General features: G+C 71.8%; 16 protein-coding genes and 1 pseudogene. 13 read left to right on the top strand and 4 right to left on the bottom strand.

Annotated elements, in window-relative coordinates; translation table 11 throughout:
- Positions 1–92: 92 nt before the first annotated feature.
- The 9 genes from CA984_RS10035 to CA984_RS10070 all read left to right on the top strand — a co-directional run bounded on the left by CA984_RS10035 (position 93) and on the right by CA984_RS10070 (position 10521).
- Positions 93–1850, top strand: coding sequence for a YcaO-like family protein (locus CA984_RS10035; protein WP_108724550.1), 1758 nt, complete (start codon positions 93–95; stop codon positions 1848–1850).
- Positions 1851–1876: 26 nt separating this feature from the next.
- A complete protein-coding gene (locus CA984_RS10040; RefSeq protein ID WP_086570538.1) occupies positions 1877–2944 on the top strand; it encodes a hypothetical protein in 1068 nt (355 codons plus the stop codon).
- Positions 2941–4197, top strand: a complete 1257-nt coding sequence (locus CA984_RS45390; protein WP_133061601.1) for a hypothetical protein — start codon at positions 2941–2943, stop codon at positions 4195–4197. The genes CA984_RS10040 and CA984_RS45390 overlap by 4 nt, the downstream gene beginning before the upstream one ends.
- Positions 4194–5177, top strand: a complete 984-nt coding sequence (locus tag CA984_RS10045) for a TylF/MycF/NovP-related O-methyltransferase (RefSeq protein WP_165781187.1) — start codon at positions 4194–4196, stop codon at positions 5175–5177. Before CA984_RS45390 ends, CA984_RS10045 begins: the two co-directional genes overlap by 4 nt.
- Positions 5178–5233: 56 nt before the next feature.
- Positions 5234–6262, top strand: a complete 1029-nt coding sequence (locus CA984_RS10050) for a hypothetical protein (protein ID WP_086570542.1) — start codon at positions 5234–5236, stop codon at positions 6260–6262.
- 89 nt (positions 6263–6351) lie between these two features.
- Positions 6352–7008 carry a class I SAM-dependent methyltransferase gene (locus tag CA984_RS10055; RefSeq protein ID WP_165781188.1) on the top strand — a complete coding sequence of 219 codons (657 nt, stop codon included), beginning with the start codon at positions 6352–6354 and terminating at the stop codon, positions 7006–7008.
- Positions 7005–8240 carry an MFS transporter gene (locus CA984_RS10060; protein ID WP_086570546.1) on the top strand — a complete coding sequence of 412 codons (1236 nt, stop codon included), beginning with the start codon at positions 7005–7007 and terminating at the stop codon, positions 8238–8240. The genes CA984_RS10055 and CA984_RS10060 overlap by 4 nt, the downstream gene beginning before the upstream one ends.
- Positions 8237–9361, top strand: coding sequence for a hypothetical protein (locus CA984_RS10065; RefSeq protein WP_086570548.1), 1125 nt, complete (start codon positions 8237–8239; stop codon positions 9359–9361). The genes CA984_RS10060 and CA984_RS10065 overlap by 4 nt, the downstream gene beginning before the upstream one ends.
- On the top strand, positions 9358–10521 hold the full coding sequence (locus CA984_RS10070) for a hypothetical protein (protein ID WP_086570550.1): 1164 nt from the start codon (positions 9358–9360) through the stop codon (positions 10519–10521). The genes CA984_RS10065 and CA984_RS10070 overlap by 4 nt, the downstream gene beginning before the upstream one ends.
- On the opposite strand, the gene CA984_RS10075 is transcribed toward CA984_RS10070, so the two are convergent.
- A complete protein-coding gene (locus CA984_RS10075) occupies positions 10491–11723 on the bottom strand; it encodes a JmjC domain-containing protein (RefSeq protein WP_086570552.1) in 1233 nt (410 codons plus the stop codon). The two genes, CA984_RS10070 and CA984_RS10075, sit on opposite strands and share 31 nt — an antisense overlap.
- A complete protein-coding gene (locus CA984_RS10080; protein WP_165781189.1) occupies positions 11720–12316 on the bottom strand; it encodes a DUF2087 domain-containing protein in 597 nt (198 codons plus the stop codon). Before CA984_RS10080 ends, CA984_RS10075 begins: the two co-directional genes overlap by 4 nt.
- Positions 12317–12397: 81 nt before the next feature.
- Here CA984_RS10080 and CA984_RS10085 point away from each other — a divergent pair, with 81 nt between their 5' ends.
- Complete coding sequence (locus CA984_RS10085; RefSeq protein WP_086570555.1) at positions 12398–13369, top strand: aldo/keto reductase family protein; 972 nt, start codon at positions 12398–12400, stop codon at positions 13367–13369.
- Between the two features lie 415 nt (positions 13370–13784).
- On the opposite strand, the gene CA984_RS10090 is transcribed toward CA984_RS10085, so the two are convergent.
- Positions 13785–14039 carry a hypothetical protein gene (locus tag CA984_RS10090; RefSeq protein WP_086570557.1) on the bottom strand — a complete coding sequence of 85 codons (255 nt, stop codon included), beginning with the start codon at positions 14037–14039 and terminating at the stop codon, positions 13785–13787.
- A 152-nt stretch (positions 14040–14191) separates the two neighbouring features.
- Between CA984_RS10090 and CA984_RS45395 the strand changes: the two genes are divergently transcribed.
- The 3 genes from CA984_RS45395 (at position 14192) to CA984_RS10105 (ending at position 16046) form a co-directional block, all read left to right on the top strand.
- Positions 14192–14674 (top strand): hypothetical protein, encoded by a 483-nt coding sequence (locus CA984_RS45395; protein WP_133061602.1) that lies wholly within the window; start codon positions 14192–14194, stop codon positions 14672–14674.
- Positions 14675–14775: 101 nt separating this feature from the next.
- Positions 14776–15471: an FAD-dependent monooxygenase gene (locus CA984_RS10100; protein ID WP_278248996.1), complete on the top strand. Its 696-nt coding sequence runs from the start codon at positions 14776–14778 to the stop codon at positions 15469–15471.
- A 128-nt stretch (positions 15472–15599) separates the two neighbouring features.
- On the top strand, positions 15600–16046 hold the full coding sequence (locus tag CA984_RS10105; RefSeq protein ID WP_133061603.1) for a DUF998 domain-containing protein: 447 nt from the start codon (positions 15600–15602) through the stop codon (positions 16044–16046).
- Here CA984_RS10105 and CA984_RS10110 read toward each other — a convergent pair.
- Positions 15998–16272, bottom strand: a pseudogene (locus tag CA984_RS10110) (IS110 family transposase); the annotation flags it as partial. The gene CA984_RS10105 and the pseudogene CA984_RS10110 overlap by 49 nt on opposite strands.

A 16272-nucleotide genomic window follows, 5' to 3' on the forward strand; every position in this document is an offset into this window, starting at 1 on the left:
GATCACATTCCGTGACATCCACCGGCAACGATTTCGCCTATCGGCTCGCCCCTTGGGTGGTCACGGCCGTCCGGGGGGCGAGTGCATTTCTCTTGGGCCCGAAGCTTTCACTGCTCCACCTTGCGACCGCGACGGTCGACGCCTCCGCAATCGCGCAGGCCATAGGCGTCGACAACGCGGTGGGCGCGGGTTTTATCGAGCCCCGCGCACCCGCCGATGATGTCGACCCGGACGACTCCGGGCCCGACGCGCCGGTGACGGGCGTACTCGTGCGCGGCGCTGGCGTGCCGGCCCGCGCGTGCGCCGAGCTGGCCCGCCGGCTGACCGCCGCCGGGCAGGGCCGGTGGGCGCTCGGGCGGCCGCCGTTACCGGGCACCTTGGTCCTGATCATCACGCATCGCCGGGCGGCCCACGACGCACTGGCCCGCACCCTGCCCACGGGCCGGCTCCTGAGCGTGGGCGAGTCTTTCGAGGGTCTGTACGTGACCGGCCCCAGGCCGCTCACCGAGCGCGGACTCGCCGGACCCGGACCCGATCGGCGCTGGGCGTTCGAGCACCGGCTCGCCGGACTCGGCCTGCACGACCGCCCCTCCACGACGCTGTGGCAGTTGCGCACCGACCCGGACGGCCTGGTCCGCGCCGTGTTGGCCGCGGCCCGCCGCACCGCGGACGACGCCGTCCTCGCCGGCACCGGGCGGCAGGTCTCCTTCGCCACTCCCGCCGCCGTGCGCCGCACGGTCTTCCGCGATGTGCCGGACACGCAGGCGTGGACGTTCGGGATGGTGCGCGGGCTGAAGGTCCGGCCAGGGGCGGTCGTCGGCAGCCACATCGCCACCTGCCGGACCCCCGCCGCCGGCCAGGACCACCTGGAGGGCAACAGCGGCAAGGGGACCGACGCGCGGAGCGCGGTGACCGGCGCGGTCGGTGAGGCCGTCGAACGGTACGCGGCCTACGAGGCCAACTGGAGTCTGCCGCCGGCGGCCGCGACGTCACCCCGGGTTGATTTGTCGCAGTTCCATCCGTACGGCGACGCCTGGGACAACGATCCGGCACCCACGGCCGACTACGTCGACGGCACGGACCTGGCCGGCCACGGCACCGTCGCCGTGCCCAAGGCCCTGGTCGCATTCCCCTACGTCGGTGCCAACCGGCCCACCTACGGCGGCACGACCGGTCTCGCGGCGGCGCCGGACGTCGCGGACGCCACCCTGCGCGGCCTGCGCGAGGTGCTCGAGCGCGACAGCCTCTACCACCACTTCACCGGGATGCGACCCGCGCACCGGCTGGACGGCGCGGCCTCCCTGCGCCGCCTCGGCCTGGCCGGCGCCTTCCGCGGCGACCTCTGGATCCTGCACTGGCCGAACCGGAAATACCTCATGCCCGACGTGCACGCCTTCCACCACGACCCGCACGCCGGGCTACTCGTGCGCTCCAGCGGCTCCGGCCTGACCTTCGACGAGGCCGTCGACTCGGCGATGCTGGAGCTCTGCCAGGTCCACCACGAGGGCGTGCGCGCACACCGCGCGGGCGCCGCGACGAGCTCCGTGCACGCGCGGTGGCGGCAGCCGTCCGTCATCGACGAGTGCCGCCGGTACCTGGACGCCCAGCGTCCGCATGCCGTACCCGAGATGCCCTACCACGACGCGCCCGGACAGCTGGAGCACCTGGTGCGCCGGCTCGCCGCCACGGGCCGCGGGCCGATCACCGTCCGGCTGCCGCTGCACGGACCCGACTGGACCGTGGTGCGGGTGCTGGTGCCGGGGGCGGCGACCGTACCGTACGCCTCGGCCAGCCGCGGCGGGGCCCGGTTGCCCACCGACGCGCCGTGGCGGCACGGCATACCGACCTGACCGACCGACGACGACAAGGGGCCGAAGTGAGCACCATCGACGCGTTCCGTGAACTCCAGGACGCTCTGACCGCCGTCGAGGCGCAGGCCGATGCGGCCGACGACGACCGCTCGGCGCATGCGCTGGCCACGGTCCTCGCGGACTCGACGGCACTCGCCCGGGTGGACCCGGGCCTGCTCCTCGCGGAGCTGCTGGCGGACCCGCGCGGCTGGCCGGACCAGTCGTGGGAGAACTACTTCGGCAACGCCTGCATCACCGTGGTCCAGACCGAGACGATCCGGGTCGACGTGCTGTATTGGCTGCAGAACGCCTCTACCCTGCACAAGCACGTGTCGTCCGGGGCGTTCCTGGCGCTCAGCGGCCGCCGCGTCCACCTCGAGTACGACTTCTCCGCACTCGACGCGCTTGGCGACGGCGTCACGTCCGCGACGCTGGCGGCAACCAGCCGCACCATGATGCGCGCCGCGTCGGTCGTGCCGATCCTGCCAGCGCTCGTCCACGAGCTCTACTGGATCGAGAAACCGTCGGTGACGGTAGCGGTGCGACGCGCACCCGCGGCGGGCGGGCCCGCGCATCGGCCGCACGAGTTCATCGGCCCCGGCACCGGGTACCTGCCCGCCGCCTTCCACCGCACGTCCAACGTCCAGCGATGGATCGACGGGCTGGGCATGCTGCGCCGCGCGAGCCGGCCGCTGTACTGGCGGACGCTCGAGCAGGCGATGGCCGTGGTGGACCCGATCCACCTCATCCACGTGCTCGACGAGCTGAGCGACAACCCGCCGGACGAGGTGTCGGCGCTGCTGGAACGCGCCGCCGCGGCCCGCTCCGACGACAGCCTGGCCCGGCTCGCGCCGACGGTGCCCGAGTTCCGCCGCCGGAAGGTCTTCTCCCGCGTGTTCGCCCCCAGCACCGATGCGCAGCTACTGGCCGCCCTGCTGTGGGCCGGTGCGGAGGGCGGAGAACTGGCCGCCTTCCTCAAGGACGAGGGCATCACCGATCCCGACCGGTTCGTCCGTGACCACGGCGAGTCGCTGAGCGCCCGGGATCCGCGCACCGCCCCCTACGTCGAGCACGCCAGGCGGTCGCTGCGATGAGCGGACGACCGGACCTCGCCGCGTTGTGGGAGACCGGGCCCGGCGTGATCGACCCGCCGTGGGACACCGGCGCCTTCACGGGGGAGCGGCTGTTCGCGCTCGCGTGCACCGCCGCGGCCAGCCGCACGACGCTGCCCGACCCGCAGGACGTGCGGCTCTTCACCGACGACAACATCGTCAATCCCACCCAGCTCGCCCCATACCTGCCCGATCGCGAACGGGACAGCGGCTTCGCCGGATACGCCAGCCGTCTGCGCGGTCAGGTGACGTCCTTCGCGCTGACCATCAACTCGCTCCAGCAGTTCGACTGGGACTTCTGGCGCATCCTGCGCCGCCAGGTCGACGCCGTCCTGGCCGCGACCGGTCCGGGGTCGGCCGGCGGCGTCGACTGCCATCTCATCGCCTCCGCGTACGGCACCGCGCCGACGCTGATCCACAAGGACACCGCAGGCGTCTTCACCCACGTCATCAGCGGCACCAAACGCTACTACACGTGGCCCTTCGACGTGTTCGCCCCCATCGCCGGCGCCGAGGCGCTCCAGCGTCAGGTGAACCTGCCCGCGTCGGTGCGCGTCGAGGACCACCGCGACACAGCCACCGTGGTCGAGGGCGGCGCGGGCACCGTCATGTACTGGCCGTCGGACCGCTGGCACTGTGCGACCTCCGACGGCGCGGCGACGGTGTCCCTGCACGTGGCGCACTATCAGTGGGACGACCGGCTCGCCACGGTGCTGCGACGGCTGCGCAAGCAGGCCGAGGCCGACCTGGGCACCGCCCGGTACCTGGGCGGCACGCCGGGGGAGGCGGGCACCGACCGGGCCGACGCCGTCGAGGCGGCCGTGCGCAAGACCCTGTCCCGCATCCTTGAAGACACCGGCCTGGACCTGCAGACGCGCCTCGGCCGACTGCGGCGCCGGACCGCGTCGAACTTCGAGGTGGTGCCGCCGCCGCGGCCGTGCCCCGACCTCGTGGCCGCCGACCTGCTCACGGTCCCGGACGTGTCGGCCGTGGCGACGCTGGCCGTGGACGACACGACGCACCTCGCGGCCAACGGGCACGTCATGCGCGTACGCGGCGGCGGCTGGCTCGACGGATTCCTGGCCGCGCTGGAGCCGGGTGCGGCGCGGACCCTCGCCGGATGGAGCGAGGCGATCCGCGCCGCCGGTGGCCCGCCGGGCCTGGCCGAGGCCGCGACGCTCGTACGGGAGCTGGTCCGGCGCGGCGCGCTGGACCGGGAAGGGGCGACGCCGTGAAGCTGACCGACGGGGCGTTCGTGGCGGTCAGGGACGGCCGGCTCGTCCTCGGCCACGCCGACCGGCCGTTCACCCTCTGGCAGGTCGATCCGGGCGTCCTGGTTGTACTGGCGGAGATCGCGCGCGGCACGACGGCACAGGACCTCCACGAGGCGCTCGCCCCGCTCACCGGGCTCGACCGGAAGGCGGTCGAAACCCTGCTCGGGCACCTGCGCACAGCCCGGATCGTCGCCGAAGAACCGGGCGTTGTACTACGTGACGTAAATGCGGAAATTGCCAAGGTCGTTTCCGCCGCTCCCGACCTCGACCAGGACCCCGACTTCCTCGAGGCCGCCCGGCAGTGCGAGGACCTCACCCTCACCTCGGCCGCCGCGCAGTACGCCCTGTGGTCGGCGGTGGGCCACATCGCCGCCAACGCGATCCCCGGTGCCGTGGTGGAGTGCGGCGTCTGGCGGGGCGGCAGCATGCTGCTGGCCGCGCTGGCCCTGCTCCACCACCGGGTCGAGGACCGCGACCTGTACCTGTTCGACACGTTCGACTGGGCCTGGGAACCGGCCGGCGACCGCGACGGCATGGTCGGAGCGGAGGAGCAGACGCTCGGCGCCGAAGCAGCGACGCCGTCGTACATGTCGACCGGCACCTCCGCCGCCGACATCCACAAACGGATCACCACGGCGGGGTACCCGGGCGCGCGTGTGCACTGCGTGACTGGGTTCGTCCAGGACACCGTCCCCGGACACGCGCCGGACAGCATCGCACTGCTGCGCCTGGACACCGACCAGTACGAGTCGACCCTGCACGAGCTGCGTGAGCTGTATCCGAGAGTGGTGCCGGGCGGCGTGGTCATCGTCGATGACTACGGCAAGCTGAGCGGCGCCACGCGAGCCACCGATGAATACCTCGCCGGACTGGACCGCCGGGTGCTGCTGCACCGCATCGACACTCAGGGCCGCGTCTTCGTGAAACCCGCGTCTTCATGAAACCCGCGTCTTCATGAAACCCGCGTCTTCATGAAACCCGTTGAAAGGTAGGACCGATGTCTGACGTCATTGATTTCGCGGTACGCCCGCGGTTCAGCGACCGCGCGTCCCTGACCGTCGACGACGGCGTGGTGCGCATCGAGGACGGCACGTACCGCGCCGAGTTCTCGGCGCGCACCGCCGAAACCCCGGACCTGACGCGGCTGGCGCACGGCGTGCCGCCGCAGCAGCTGCTGTCGGAGGTGCGCGGCTGGCTCGAATGCGACGAACGGGAGGCGCGCGCGGCTGTCCAGCGGCTGTTCAGCACCGGCCTGCTGGTGGACCCAGACGCCGCCCAGCAGGAGCACGTGCCCGGGGCGTACGTGGCGTGCCGGCTGCTCGACGTGTTCCGCCGCCGGTTCCCGGCCGCGGTCCGCGACGCGCCTCTGCTGCGCGCCCTGGCAGAAGGCCCGAACCCGGGACTCGCGCTCGGGTTCCTGGCGGAGACCTACTTCGTCGTACGGACCGCCCGCTGGTCCAGCGAGCCGGTGTTCCGGCACGACATGACCGGCGCCCAGCGCGCGGCACTGGAGGACTTCCGCAACTCGGAGTCCGGCCACGGTGAACTGCTGCTGAGCGGCTTCAACGCCGCCGGCCTCGACGTCGAGGCCCTGCGCCGGGCGCCGGAGGCTATCGAGACGATGGCCTACAGCCACGCCTACGGCGCCTTCGCCTGGCAGGGTGTGGCGCAGTTCGCGGCGGCGCTCGTGCTGCCCGAGGTGCCGGCGCCACGGCCCGGCGGGGTGCGAACGGGCGACGACGTGCTGGACCTGCTCGCCCGTGACCACGGCGTGCCGGACCACCTGATCAAGGTGTTCCGCGCGCACGAGGACGACGACGTCGAGGGCGACCACGCGGGGCTGCCCGCGTTGCTGCTGTCCGAGGAGCGTCACCTCACGCCAGCCGTCGTGGAGCATCTGTTCGTCATCCTGCGGCAGATGATCGACCTGTACCGGGGACACCTCGACGCGGTGCACCGGCGGTACGCGCGATGGGTCCCCGACGCGGTGGCGCCACGGCTGCCCGACAACGCATTCCGGGTCTGAGTCGCGTGACGACGACGAGCTTCTATGATGGCCTCCTCGGGACCGTGTACGCCAATGCCATTGCCGATCAACGTTTCGTTGAGGACGACGTGTTCACCCAACTGGTCGCCGACGCCGACGGCCCAGCCCTGGAGCTGGGCAGCGGAACCGGACGCCTGACGCTGCGCCTGCTCGCCGCCGGGCACGACGTCGAAGGACTGGAGATCTCCGATGAGATGACCGACGTGTGCATCGCCGAGGCGAGCCGCCTCGGGCTGCGCCCGGTGGTGCATCGCGGCAGCTTCGCGCCGCTCGACGCGTCGCTGCGCGGATACGCGATGATCTTCTGCCCGCTCAACGCGTTCAGCTTCATCGTGGACGACGCCGCCGCCATGACCGCGGTGCACAGCTACGCGGCCGCACTCAAGCCCGGCGGCGTCCTCGCGCTCGCCGGTTCGGCCGGCGAGAACGCGCTGCGCGACGGCACCGGCTGGACGAGGCGCCCCGACGTCCAGGTCGCCGAGGCCACACTCGCGCAGGTCGAGGAGCGACGGACCCCCGACGACGACGGCCGGTGCCTGCGGATCGAGCGGGTCATCCGGATCGTCGGCCCCGACGGAACCGTACGGCAGACGCAACGCGGGACACAGCTGCGGCGGTTGCGCCCCATCGCCGCGCTCGCCCAGATGTTCGCGGGTGCGGGGCTCGGAGCGCTGCACGCCTACGGCAACGACGCCGACTACATTCTCACCGGGCGCAAAGGATGAACTCCACCACTATGTCCACCGATGTCGCCCAAGCTCGCCGAGGTGCGGCCGCTGTCTTCCTCGTCGCGGTGTTCGTCTCGGCCGTCGGCGACGAGATCGCCGCCATCGCGGTCATGTTTCACCTCGCCGAGACCGGGCAGTCATTCCTCGTCGCCGCGCTGCTGGTGCTGCAGCTGGTGCCCGCCGTACTGCTGGCGCCGCTGGCCGGCCAGCTGCTCGACCGGCGCGACGCCGGGCGGATGCTCGCCCTGGTGTCCGGGGTGCAGGCCGTCGTCGTGCTGGCCATGAGCGCCTGGCCGAACACGGCCGTCCTGCTCGGCGGCTCGACGCTGGTCGGCCTGTGCGCGGCCGTGTCCACCCCGGCGGCGATCGTGCTGATCCCCCTGCTGGCCGGCGAGGCCTTCCCGACCCGGGCCAACGGACTGCTGGAGGTCAGCCGCTCCGCGTCCACGCTCGCCGGGCCGGTCATCGGCGGCGTGCTGGTGGCAAGCGTCGGGGTACGGCCGGCGCTGCTGGCCGACGCCGTGTCCTTCGCCCTGGCCGCGGCGGCGATCGTGCTCATCAAGGTGCGCCGCCCGGTCAACGACGACGGCAAGGTGTGGTGGACGGGCGCCACCGACGGCATCAAGTTCCTGGCCCGCCAGACCGAGCTGCGCACCGTCCTGCCGATCGTGATCATCACCGTGTCGGCCAGCTCGATGGTCAACGTGGCATTGGTGTTCTTCGTCAAGGGGCCCCTGCAATCGGGCGCCACGGCCCTGGGCGTGCTGACCGCGGCGTGGGGGGTCGGCGCACTGGTTGGCGCCGCCCTCGGATCCCGCCGCGAGTTCCGGGTTCCCGAGCGTGTCGTGTTGATCGGCGCCGGCGTCATGGGCGTGGCGATCCTCGCGTACGGACTTGTCAGCGTTGTCGTGCTCGCGGTCGTCGCCGCGCTGGCGGCGGGCGCGGCCAACGCCTACCAGAACATGGGCATGCGTACGGCGGTGCAGATCCGCACCCCGAATGAGCTGCTGGGCCGCGCGCACGCCGCCGCGGGTTCGATCATCAACTCGTTCTTCCTGGTCGGTTTTGTGCTCGGCGGCATCTTCGCCGCGAGGGACCCCCGCGCCACGTTCGTGGTCGCCGGCGTGGTCACGGTGGTGGCCGCCGCCGTCGGTCTCGTGCTCATGGCCGCTCGGCGGGCGCCTGCGCCGCAGGACGACGCCGCCGTACCCCAGGGAGATCGTGAGTGATCGCCTCCTCGCACCGCGGCGGCGTCAGTGCCGCGGTGCGTGTGCTGCCCGACAGCCTCTACAGCGCGATCTGCGTGGTGGTGGCCCGCGGCTACCTTGACGACCCGCCGTCCGGCGCGGGTCTGGCCCATCTGTTCGAACACGTGTGGTTCGCGCACGGGCTCGACGTGCCGACCGTCGAGTGGGGTGAGACCCGCGAGCACGCCGTCGTGCTGCACCACGTGTGCCCGCCGGACGAGGTTCCGGCGGTCGTCTCCGCCCTGGCGCGGCGGCTTCACCGCTGCCGCGCCGCCCCGCCCGAGGCGATGGCGCCGCGCGTCGCGGCCGCGCTGAAGCTCATCGCGCTGGAACGGCGGACCGGACGGGAGCGGCGGGTCTTCGGGTTCCCGCGCCGCGACATCGCCCGGGCGTTGCGCGGCGATCCCGACTTCGATCCGGTCGCCGTCGACACCGACGGTCTGCGGCTCGACGGCATCACCTCGTTCCTGACCGGGCACCGCCTCGCCGTGTGCGTCGCGGGACCGCAGGCGTCGCCCTCACCCGGGGAACTGCTGGCCGCCTTCGCCGTACCGACTGACCAGGGCGGGACGGTGAGCGCGCTGGCGCCGGCACTGACAGGCGGCTGGTCCGTCGCCACCGAGGACGTCGAGGCGCGCGCCACCGCCTGGCTTCTTCCGTCCACCGTGGACGTCGCGGCAGCGGCCTGGCTCGCCACCGGGCTGATCGAGCGATGCCCGCCACCGGCCGGGCTGCGGTGGGTGTCGGGACGGGTCGTCTCCCCGTTCGGCACGGCGGCGGTGCGCGGCGGTCACCTGTTCGCGGTGGCCGCCGGCCTGGCGGACGGACCCGCCGCGGACCTCGTCCACGATCACCTGCTCCCGCTGCTGCGCGGTGACCTGGCGCAGTTCGACGCGGTGCGCGCCGCCACCGACGCGACCCGGATCGAGGCCACCGACCAGGCCGCCATCGACGCGATCGATCTGATCGGCCCGGCGATCGGTCACGACGCGGTACGGCAGGCGGTCCGCGAGGCGTCGACGGCCACGATGCGGGACTTCGCCGAGCTGCTCGCCACAAGCCCGCACGCGGAATTCCGCGCACACGCCGGGTCGCGGCGGTGAGCGCCTGGGAGCGCCGCGACGGCAACCGCAGCGTGCGGTACGTGCACACCGGTGACCCGCAGCCGCGCGTGCACCTGCGCGCGGACAGCGCTCCGCCGGACGGGCCCGCCGTCCAGCTCATCCACGACGCGCTGACCCTCCCAAGGGTCTGGACCTTCGGCGCCCGGCTCGGCGCGGCCGCCCCCCTCGTCGACCACGGCCGCGTCATCGGCGTGGACGTGACGGTAACGGCGCTCGACCCGACCTGCGTCTGGGAGCAGGCGGCGCGCCTGCACGACGCCGTACGACCGGCTCCCGTGCCTGCCGAGCGGGCCGGGCGCGCGCTGGAGCGGGCCGCCGCCGCGTCCGTCGAAACCTCGCATCACCTCGCAACCCTGGCCACGCTCTTCGCCCGGCCCACAGGCCCTGGCCGGATCCATGCGGGGCAGCTCGTCGCCGACGTCGTGCGCGCCGCCCGGCGGCTGCTCGAGGAGCCCGCGGCCGTGCCGGTCGGCGTGGCCGTCACCGCGGCGCTCGGGCCGGACGCCGTGGCGTGCGGCGAAGATCCGGTRATCAACCTGCGTCGGCCCCGCAGGCCACCGGCGTGGCTCGAGGTCGGCTCACCACGCGCGGATCTGGCCTACCTTCAGGTCCGGCGCGCCGTTCCGCCGGTCCGCACCGTACGGGAGCTGGCCGCGACCCTCATCGCCAACCAGGCGGCGTTCGGCCCGTACCACTCGGCGCTCGACGACATCGTGCGGTCCCGTGCGGCGGTGAGCTACCTGTGGGACTGCGTGACCGACCTCGCCCGCGGCGAGTTCGTCATGCTCGCCGCGCCGGACATGGCGACGGCCGACCGCGTGGTGTCGCTGATCCACGCGGCACACGCGGACGCGGCACGTCCTTCGGCACGCCCGGTCGAGGACGCCAGGCGCATCGTGCGGACTCAGGTGCTGCGCCGTCTCGCGTCGACGAACTCCCTGCTGCTCGCGCACGGCGAGGCGCAACGCGCCGGCCTGCCGGCGAACCTGTGGACGGACCTGCCGGCGGCGCTGCGGGACGTGACCTTCACCGAGGTCGACGCGGCGGCGCCCGGCCTGTACGCCGAGCCGCTCGCCACCACCCTGGTCGTGCCGGTGCGGGCGGAGGCTCAGCTGGCGTCCACCGCCCCGGCGACATAGGCGACGTCGAGTATCGTCACCACGTCGGCCGGCAGCCCGTCGGTCCCACGCCACGCGTCGAGGCTCAGGATCGCACCCTCGGCCAGGTTGTCCAGCGCGCTCAGCAGCGACACCGACGGCTGCCGCGCCGCGATACGGAACGAGCGGCCGTTGACGGCCACGATGATCGTGTTCGGGTCCGCGGCGTCGGGCACCCAGGAAACGGGGGTGCGCTGCGCCGCGCGTACCCCCGCCGCCTGCTGCCAGTCGGGCGGCGTGCGCCGCGGGAAGTCGGGGAGGATCTCGAAGTTGGCCGTGCTGTGCCGCGTCACGCTCCACTGGTGTACGGCGGAGGTGGCGGCCGCGGCGGCGGTACGCCCGAACGTCAGCGCGTCGGCGGCCAGTTCGCGCTCCGTGGTGCTCCACCGCGGCGCCTGCGCACCGAGCCCGGCGCGAGTGAAGGCACCGGCCCACACCGGTCCCATGTCACGGAAGTTGTGCGTGGCGAGGTGCAGGCTCAGCGACGGCTGCCCGTCGGACTCGCCGCAGTGCCAGTAGGACGCCGGCCAGTAGAGCACGTCGCCCGGCCCGCCTGTCAGCCGCAGCGGCGGCGTGTCGACGGCGTCGGCCCCGATGCCGAGCGCGACGTACTCGTGCCCCGGGTCGCAGTCGTCCGGCGCCTGGCCGGCGAGCGTCTCGAACGGCCACAGCAGCATCGTCTTGACGCCTTCGGCCACGTACAGGAAGACGTCGGCGGTGTCCTTGTGGATGCGGGTCGGCCCCGACGCGTACGAGCCGGCGACGATGAAACAGTCCGAGATGCCTGCGGGTAGCCCGCGCTCGGTGCCACGTAGCCGGATGAACACGTCACGGGCGAATCGGTACAAGTCCGTGGATTGCGACTGTGCCGAGTTGGCCACCACGCTCCAGCCGACGTCCAACGACTGCGACACCCGCCGCGCGTACGGGCCGAACTCGGACTCGCCGGGGCCGGGAAGGTACTCGCCGAGCTCCGCCGCCACCTGCGGGACGGTGAAGACCTTGACGTCGTCGGGCCGGCGGCAGGTCCCGTCGCGTACGGCGGCGCCGATGCGGCACAGGATGCCATATGTGTCGACCGCGTCGACACCGTCGAGTCCGCGCAGGATGCACGGGCCGTGCCCCCAGTCCGCAGGCAGCCGGTCGAAGTCGACGACCGGGACGGCGGTGGTGTGCCCGGTCACAGGGCCCTGGCCGGCGCCGCGGCGGGGCGTCGATACTCCGCCGATCCCGACCGCTCGACGAGGCCGAGGTCTGCCAGCAGCCGCCGCAGCCGCGCGACGTCGTCGCCCGCGTGGGCGAGGATCGCGTTGACCTCGCTCTCGCTCAGCGTCTGGTCCTCGGGCAGGAGGCTGGCGAGGGCGTGCGCGATCACGTCGAGGTCTTCTGGCCGCTTCGGCAGGTCGACGATGCGGCCGTGGACGAGGTAGCGGCGCAACGGCGACTCCGGTGGGATCGCCTGGCACAGCGCGGTCATCTCCACCACCGAATCGCCGATCCGTCCCAGCGAGGCGATGTCGGCGATCAGCGCGTCACCGTCGCGCCGCAGCACGCCGGCCTCGACCAGTCGCATCACATCGCGGGAAAGGGGCTTGAGGTCCAGTCCCAGAGCGCGGCCCAGCTCCGCCAGCCTCACCGCGCCGGACTCCTTGTTCATCGTCACGACCGTGTTGACGATGGACAATCGTCGATCGTTGGACAACGCCAGCAGAATTTCAGAGGCGTCACTGAGAATGGCGGAAGCGGCCCGGGACTCCGATTTTGCTGCGGCGGACATGGAGCGACACTTTACCAGTTGCCGGATATCTTTCAATGAAAGATGATTCATTATGGTTAACTTCAGTGGGCGGTCGTCGGCGTGAAATTCCGGCGGCTCGGGCGCAGTGGCCTCGTGGTCAGCGAAATCGCCTATGGCAACTTCCTCACCCACGGCTCACAGGTCGACGAGGAAACGGCGCTCGCCTGCGTGCGCGCCGCGCTGGACGCCGGCATCACCACTTTCGACACCGCCGACGCCTATGCCGGCGGGCGCGCCGAAATGCTGCTGGGCAGGGCATTGGTCGGCGAACGCCGCGAAGGACTTGAAATATTGACCAAAGTCTACTTCCCGACCGGGCGTGGCGCCAACGACAGAGGCCTGAGCCGCAAACACATCATCACGTCGATCGAGCGGTCGCTGCGCCGCCTGCGGACGGATCACATCGACCTCTACCAGGCGCACCGATTCGACCACCGCACCCCCTTGCGGGAGACGATGAAGGCGTTCGCTGACGTGGTGCAGTCCGGCAAGGCCCTCTACATAGGCGTATCCGAATGGACGGCCGAGCAGATCCGGTCCGCGCACGCCTACGCCCGTGAGCTCGGCGTGCCGCTGGTGGCCAATCAGCCCGAGTACTCGGCGCTGTGGCGGGTCATCGAGGCCGACATCCTGCCAGCCTGCCGTGAGCTCGGCGTGGGTCAGGTGGTCTGGTCACCGATCGCCCAGGGCGTACTGACCGGCAAGTACGCATCCGGCGGCGCGGTTCCCCACGGAAGCCGGGCCTCCGACCACAACGGCGGCGGCGCCCTGAACATCCAGGGCTACCTGCGCGACGACGTCCTCGAGCGGGTGCAACTGCTCCGCCCGCTCGCGCGCGAGGCGGGGCTCACCATGGCGCAGCTGGCGGTGGCGTGGGTGCTGCGCAATCGCGACGTCGCCGCCGCGATCGTCGGCGCCTCCCGCCCGGACCAGCTCACCGAGAACGCGGCGGCGTCCGGCATCACCCTGGACCCCGCCCTCGTCGCCCGGATGGACGCCGTGCTCGCCCCGGTCGCCACCCTTCACCCCTGACCCTGGAAGAAGGCCCCGCCCTCGACGTGGCCGTGCTCGACCAGGCACTGACCGCAGACCGGACCGAGCTGTGGACAGCACCGTGGGCGCCCCGGCTGCTCGCGCGGCCCGTTGATCTCCGTCGATGGGATCACCGGAGTCGGCAAGACCTACCTGAGCAGACCCCCGAACCCGTGCCGGCCCCTGCCATGCCAGCACACCGAGACGGCCGCGCCCACGATCGCGGCCATCCTCCCGGCCCCGCCCTCCTGCCCGCAGCATCGCTCATGACGACTAAGGAGCACCGGCGCTTCACCGAATTCGCCGACGCCGTGCGCCGCAATATTGGTAACCACCGGAATCGGAACGTGCCGAATGATCACCTGCGGGAGACCTGGGCGGCGTAGGCAGCCGAGGAGCCGCCTGCTCGTTCTGCCTAGACTCCTGCGGTGCTGAGGTGGATGCCGACCAGCCGGGCGAGCGCAACGGGTGGGAGCTTGGCAGCCAGGTCCATCAGGGCGGCGTTGCGTCCGGAGCGGCCGTGGATGCTCAGGCGGGCGAGCCGGGCCTTGAGCCGGGCGGTGGAGATGTGGTGGTTGTGGGGTCTGCCGGGGAAGAGCCACTGTCTGGAAGTGGCGGCGCCTGTGCTGCCGTTGGTGCGGTTGAGGAGCTGACAGACAAGTTCGTCCAACGGCGCGGGCAGGTCCAGGGGGGGGCGGATCCGAGGCGCAGTTCAACCCGGATCGGGCTCTGGATGATCTGGTCGCTGGTGAGGCGGACGATCCGGCTCAGTGGTTGTCCGTAGAGCAGTACGAGTAGGCCGGCCACGCGATCTTCGAGGGCATGGCTGTCGTCGTGGAGCAGGGCGCGGGCCAGATCCCACCGTTGATCGTCGTCGATCCGGGCGAGGGCCTCGCTGCGGGTGGGTTGGAGAATCTCCAGCTTGTGGGTGTGGCCGCGTCTGCTGGTCCAGAGCACGAAGGCACGGGCGTGGTGGTGGGTGCCGGGCGACTCGGCGAGCCAGGTGTCGATGTCGTGCTGGGTGCAGGTGGCCAGGCTTTTGCCGCTTTCGTGGAGCCAGGTGATCAGCTTGAGCGCGGCGCGGACCTCGTTGTGTATGAAGTCGGCCTGTTCGGCGGTGATGTAGCGGTGTTCGGACTCGCGGTGAAGCCGGCGGAGATGATGCCAGGTGGCGAAGCTGCGAAGGATCCGTCGTTCGGCGGGGTCGGCGATCTGGGCGGTCTTGAGCGTGACCCAGTGTTCGAGGTCGGCAAGGCGTTCATCACGCTCGGGCAGGATCCCGCCGGTGACCAGGACCCGGCGTAGATGGTGGGCGGCGCGGCTGGGGCGGTAACGGTCGAGTGTGTCGTGGGTGGGCGGCTGGTCGACGTGGCTGATGTCGCACCCTCGAGGAGGGCGATCTGCTGATCGGCGCCGATGGCCTCCATTCGGCCACCCGCGCCCTGCTGTTCGGCYCGGAGGAGGACTTCCTGCTCGACCTGGAGCACAAGGTCGCCGTCTACATGCTCGACAAGCGCCCCGCCACCATCGCTCCGGGCGCCACCGGCACTCTGTCATCCGGCGGCCGCACCGCCGCGGTCATCAGCATCCCCGACGGCCGCAACGTCGCCTTCTTCGGCTACCGCACAAGCCACGCCCGCCCAGGCGAGGACGTGACTACCGAACTGCAGCGCGTCTACGGCGACCTCGGCTGGGTCGTCCCCGAAGCCCTGGACGGACTTCAGCGGGCCGATTCGGTCTACTTCGACACCATCAGCCAGGTCGTCGCAGCATCCTGGAGCAAAGGCCGGGTGGTCCTGCTGGGCGACGCCGCCTGGTGCGTCACCCTCTTCGCCGGGTACGGCTCTTCCCTGGCCGTCGGCGGCGCCGACTGTCTCGGCATCGAACTGGCGGCCCACCCCGGCGACATTCCCGCAGCCCTGGCCGCGTGGGAGGCGGCCATCCGACCCGAAGCCGAACGCAAGCAGAAGCTCGGCCGCCGGGTCAAAGGCGTCTACGCCCCCACCAGCCCGTTGCTGCTGTGGCTGAGCCTGCTACCGCTGCGCCTGGCCTCCCTGCCCCCCGTCCGCCGTTATATGACCCGCCGCTTCATCAAGGGCTGAGCTTGTGCGGCACCTGGCCGAGCGGGGGGCCAGGTGTTACATTTCCAGGCGACTGTAGGAACGCGCCCCAAGCGGGGACGCGCACGTCAGTGAGCCGGGAAGCCTGGTCGGCCCATGATCTTCCGATCGTGGAGTTTGGAGGCTGCTCCCCGATGCGCCCGACCACACCCCTTCTCGGCTGCGGCATCGCCGCCGGAGTACTCGTCCCAGCCCTGATCCTGATCGACGGCGCCACCCGCCCCGGCTACAGCCTGTGGCATCACGGCGCCAGCCAGCTCGGCACTGGCGAGCGCGGTTGGCTGCAAACGGTCAACTTCGTGATCGGCGCTCTCCTGCTGCTCACCTTCGCCGCCGGGCTGCGCCGTGCCCTGCCTCCGAGCCGCAGCGCTGTGTGGGGGTCGAGCCTGCTGATGACCGCAGGCCTGGCGCTGGCCGTGGCCGGGATCGTGCCCACCGATCCCGCCCTCGGCTACCCGCCCGGCCGGTCCGATGCGGTCACCATTGGGGGGTGTCCCTATGGTGTTCGTCAAGCGGCCGCGGGCTTTCGGGTGTGGTTCTTCCGGCGGGGCTGGTAGGGCTTGCGGTCGCGGAGCATGGCGTAGATGACGTCTGAACGGCGACGGGCGAGGCAGATCAGGGCGGCGTTGTGCTTCTTGCCCTCGGCGCGCTTCTTGTCGTAGTACTCCCTGCTTTCGGGGTCGGACAGGGACGCGAACGCGGCGAGGAACATGGCCCGTTTCAGTGCCTTGTTGCCGCCTTTGGGTGGGTGTTCACCCTTGATCGAAGAACCGGATCGGCGGG

The organism is Streptosporangium minutum (assembly GCF_002149035.1).
Taxonomy (GTDB): Bacteria; Actinomycetota; Actinomycetes; order Streptosporangiales; family Streptosporangiaceae; genus Streptosporangium; species Streptosporangium minutum.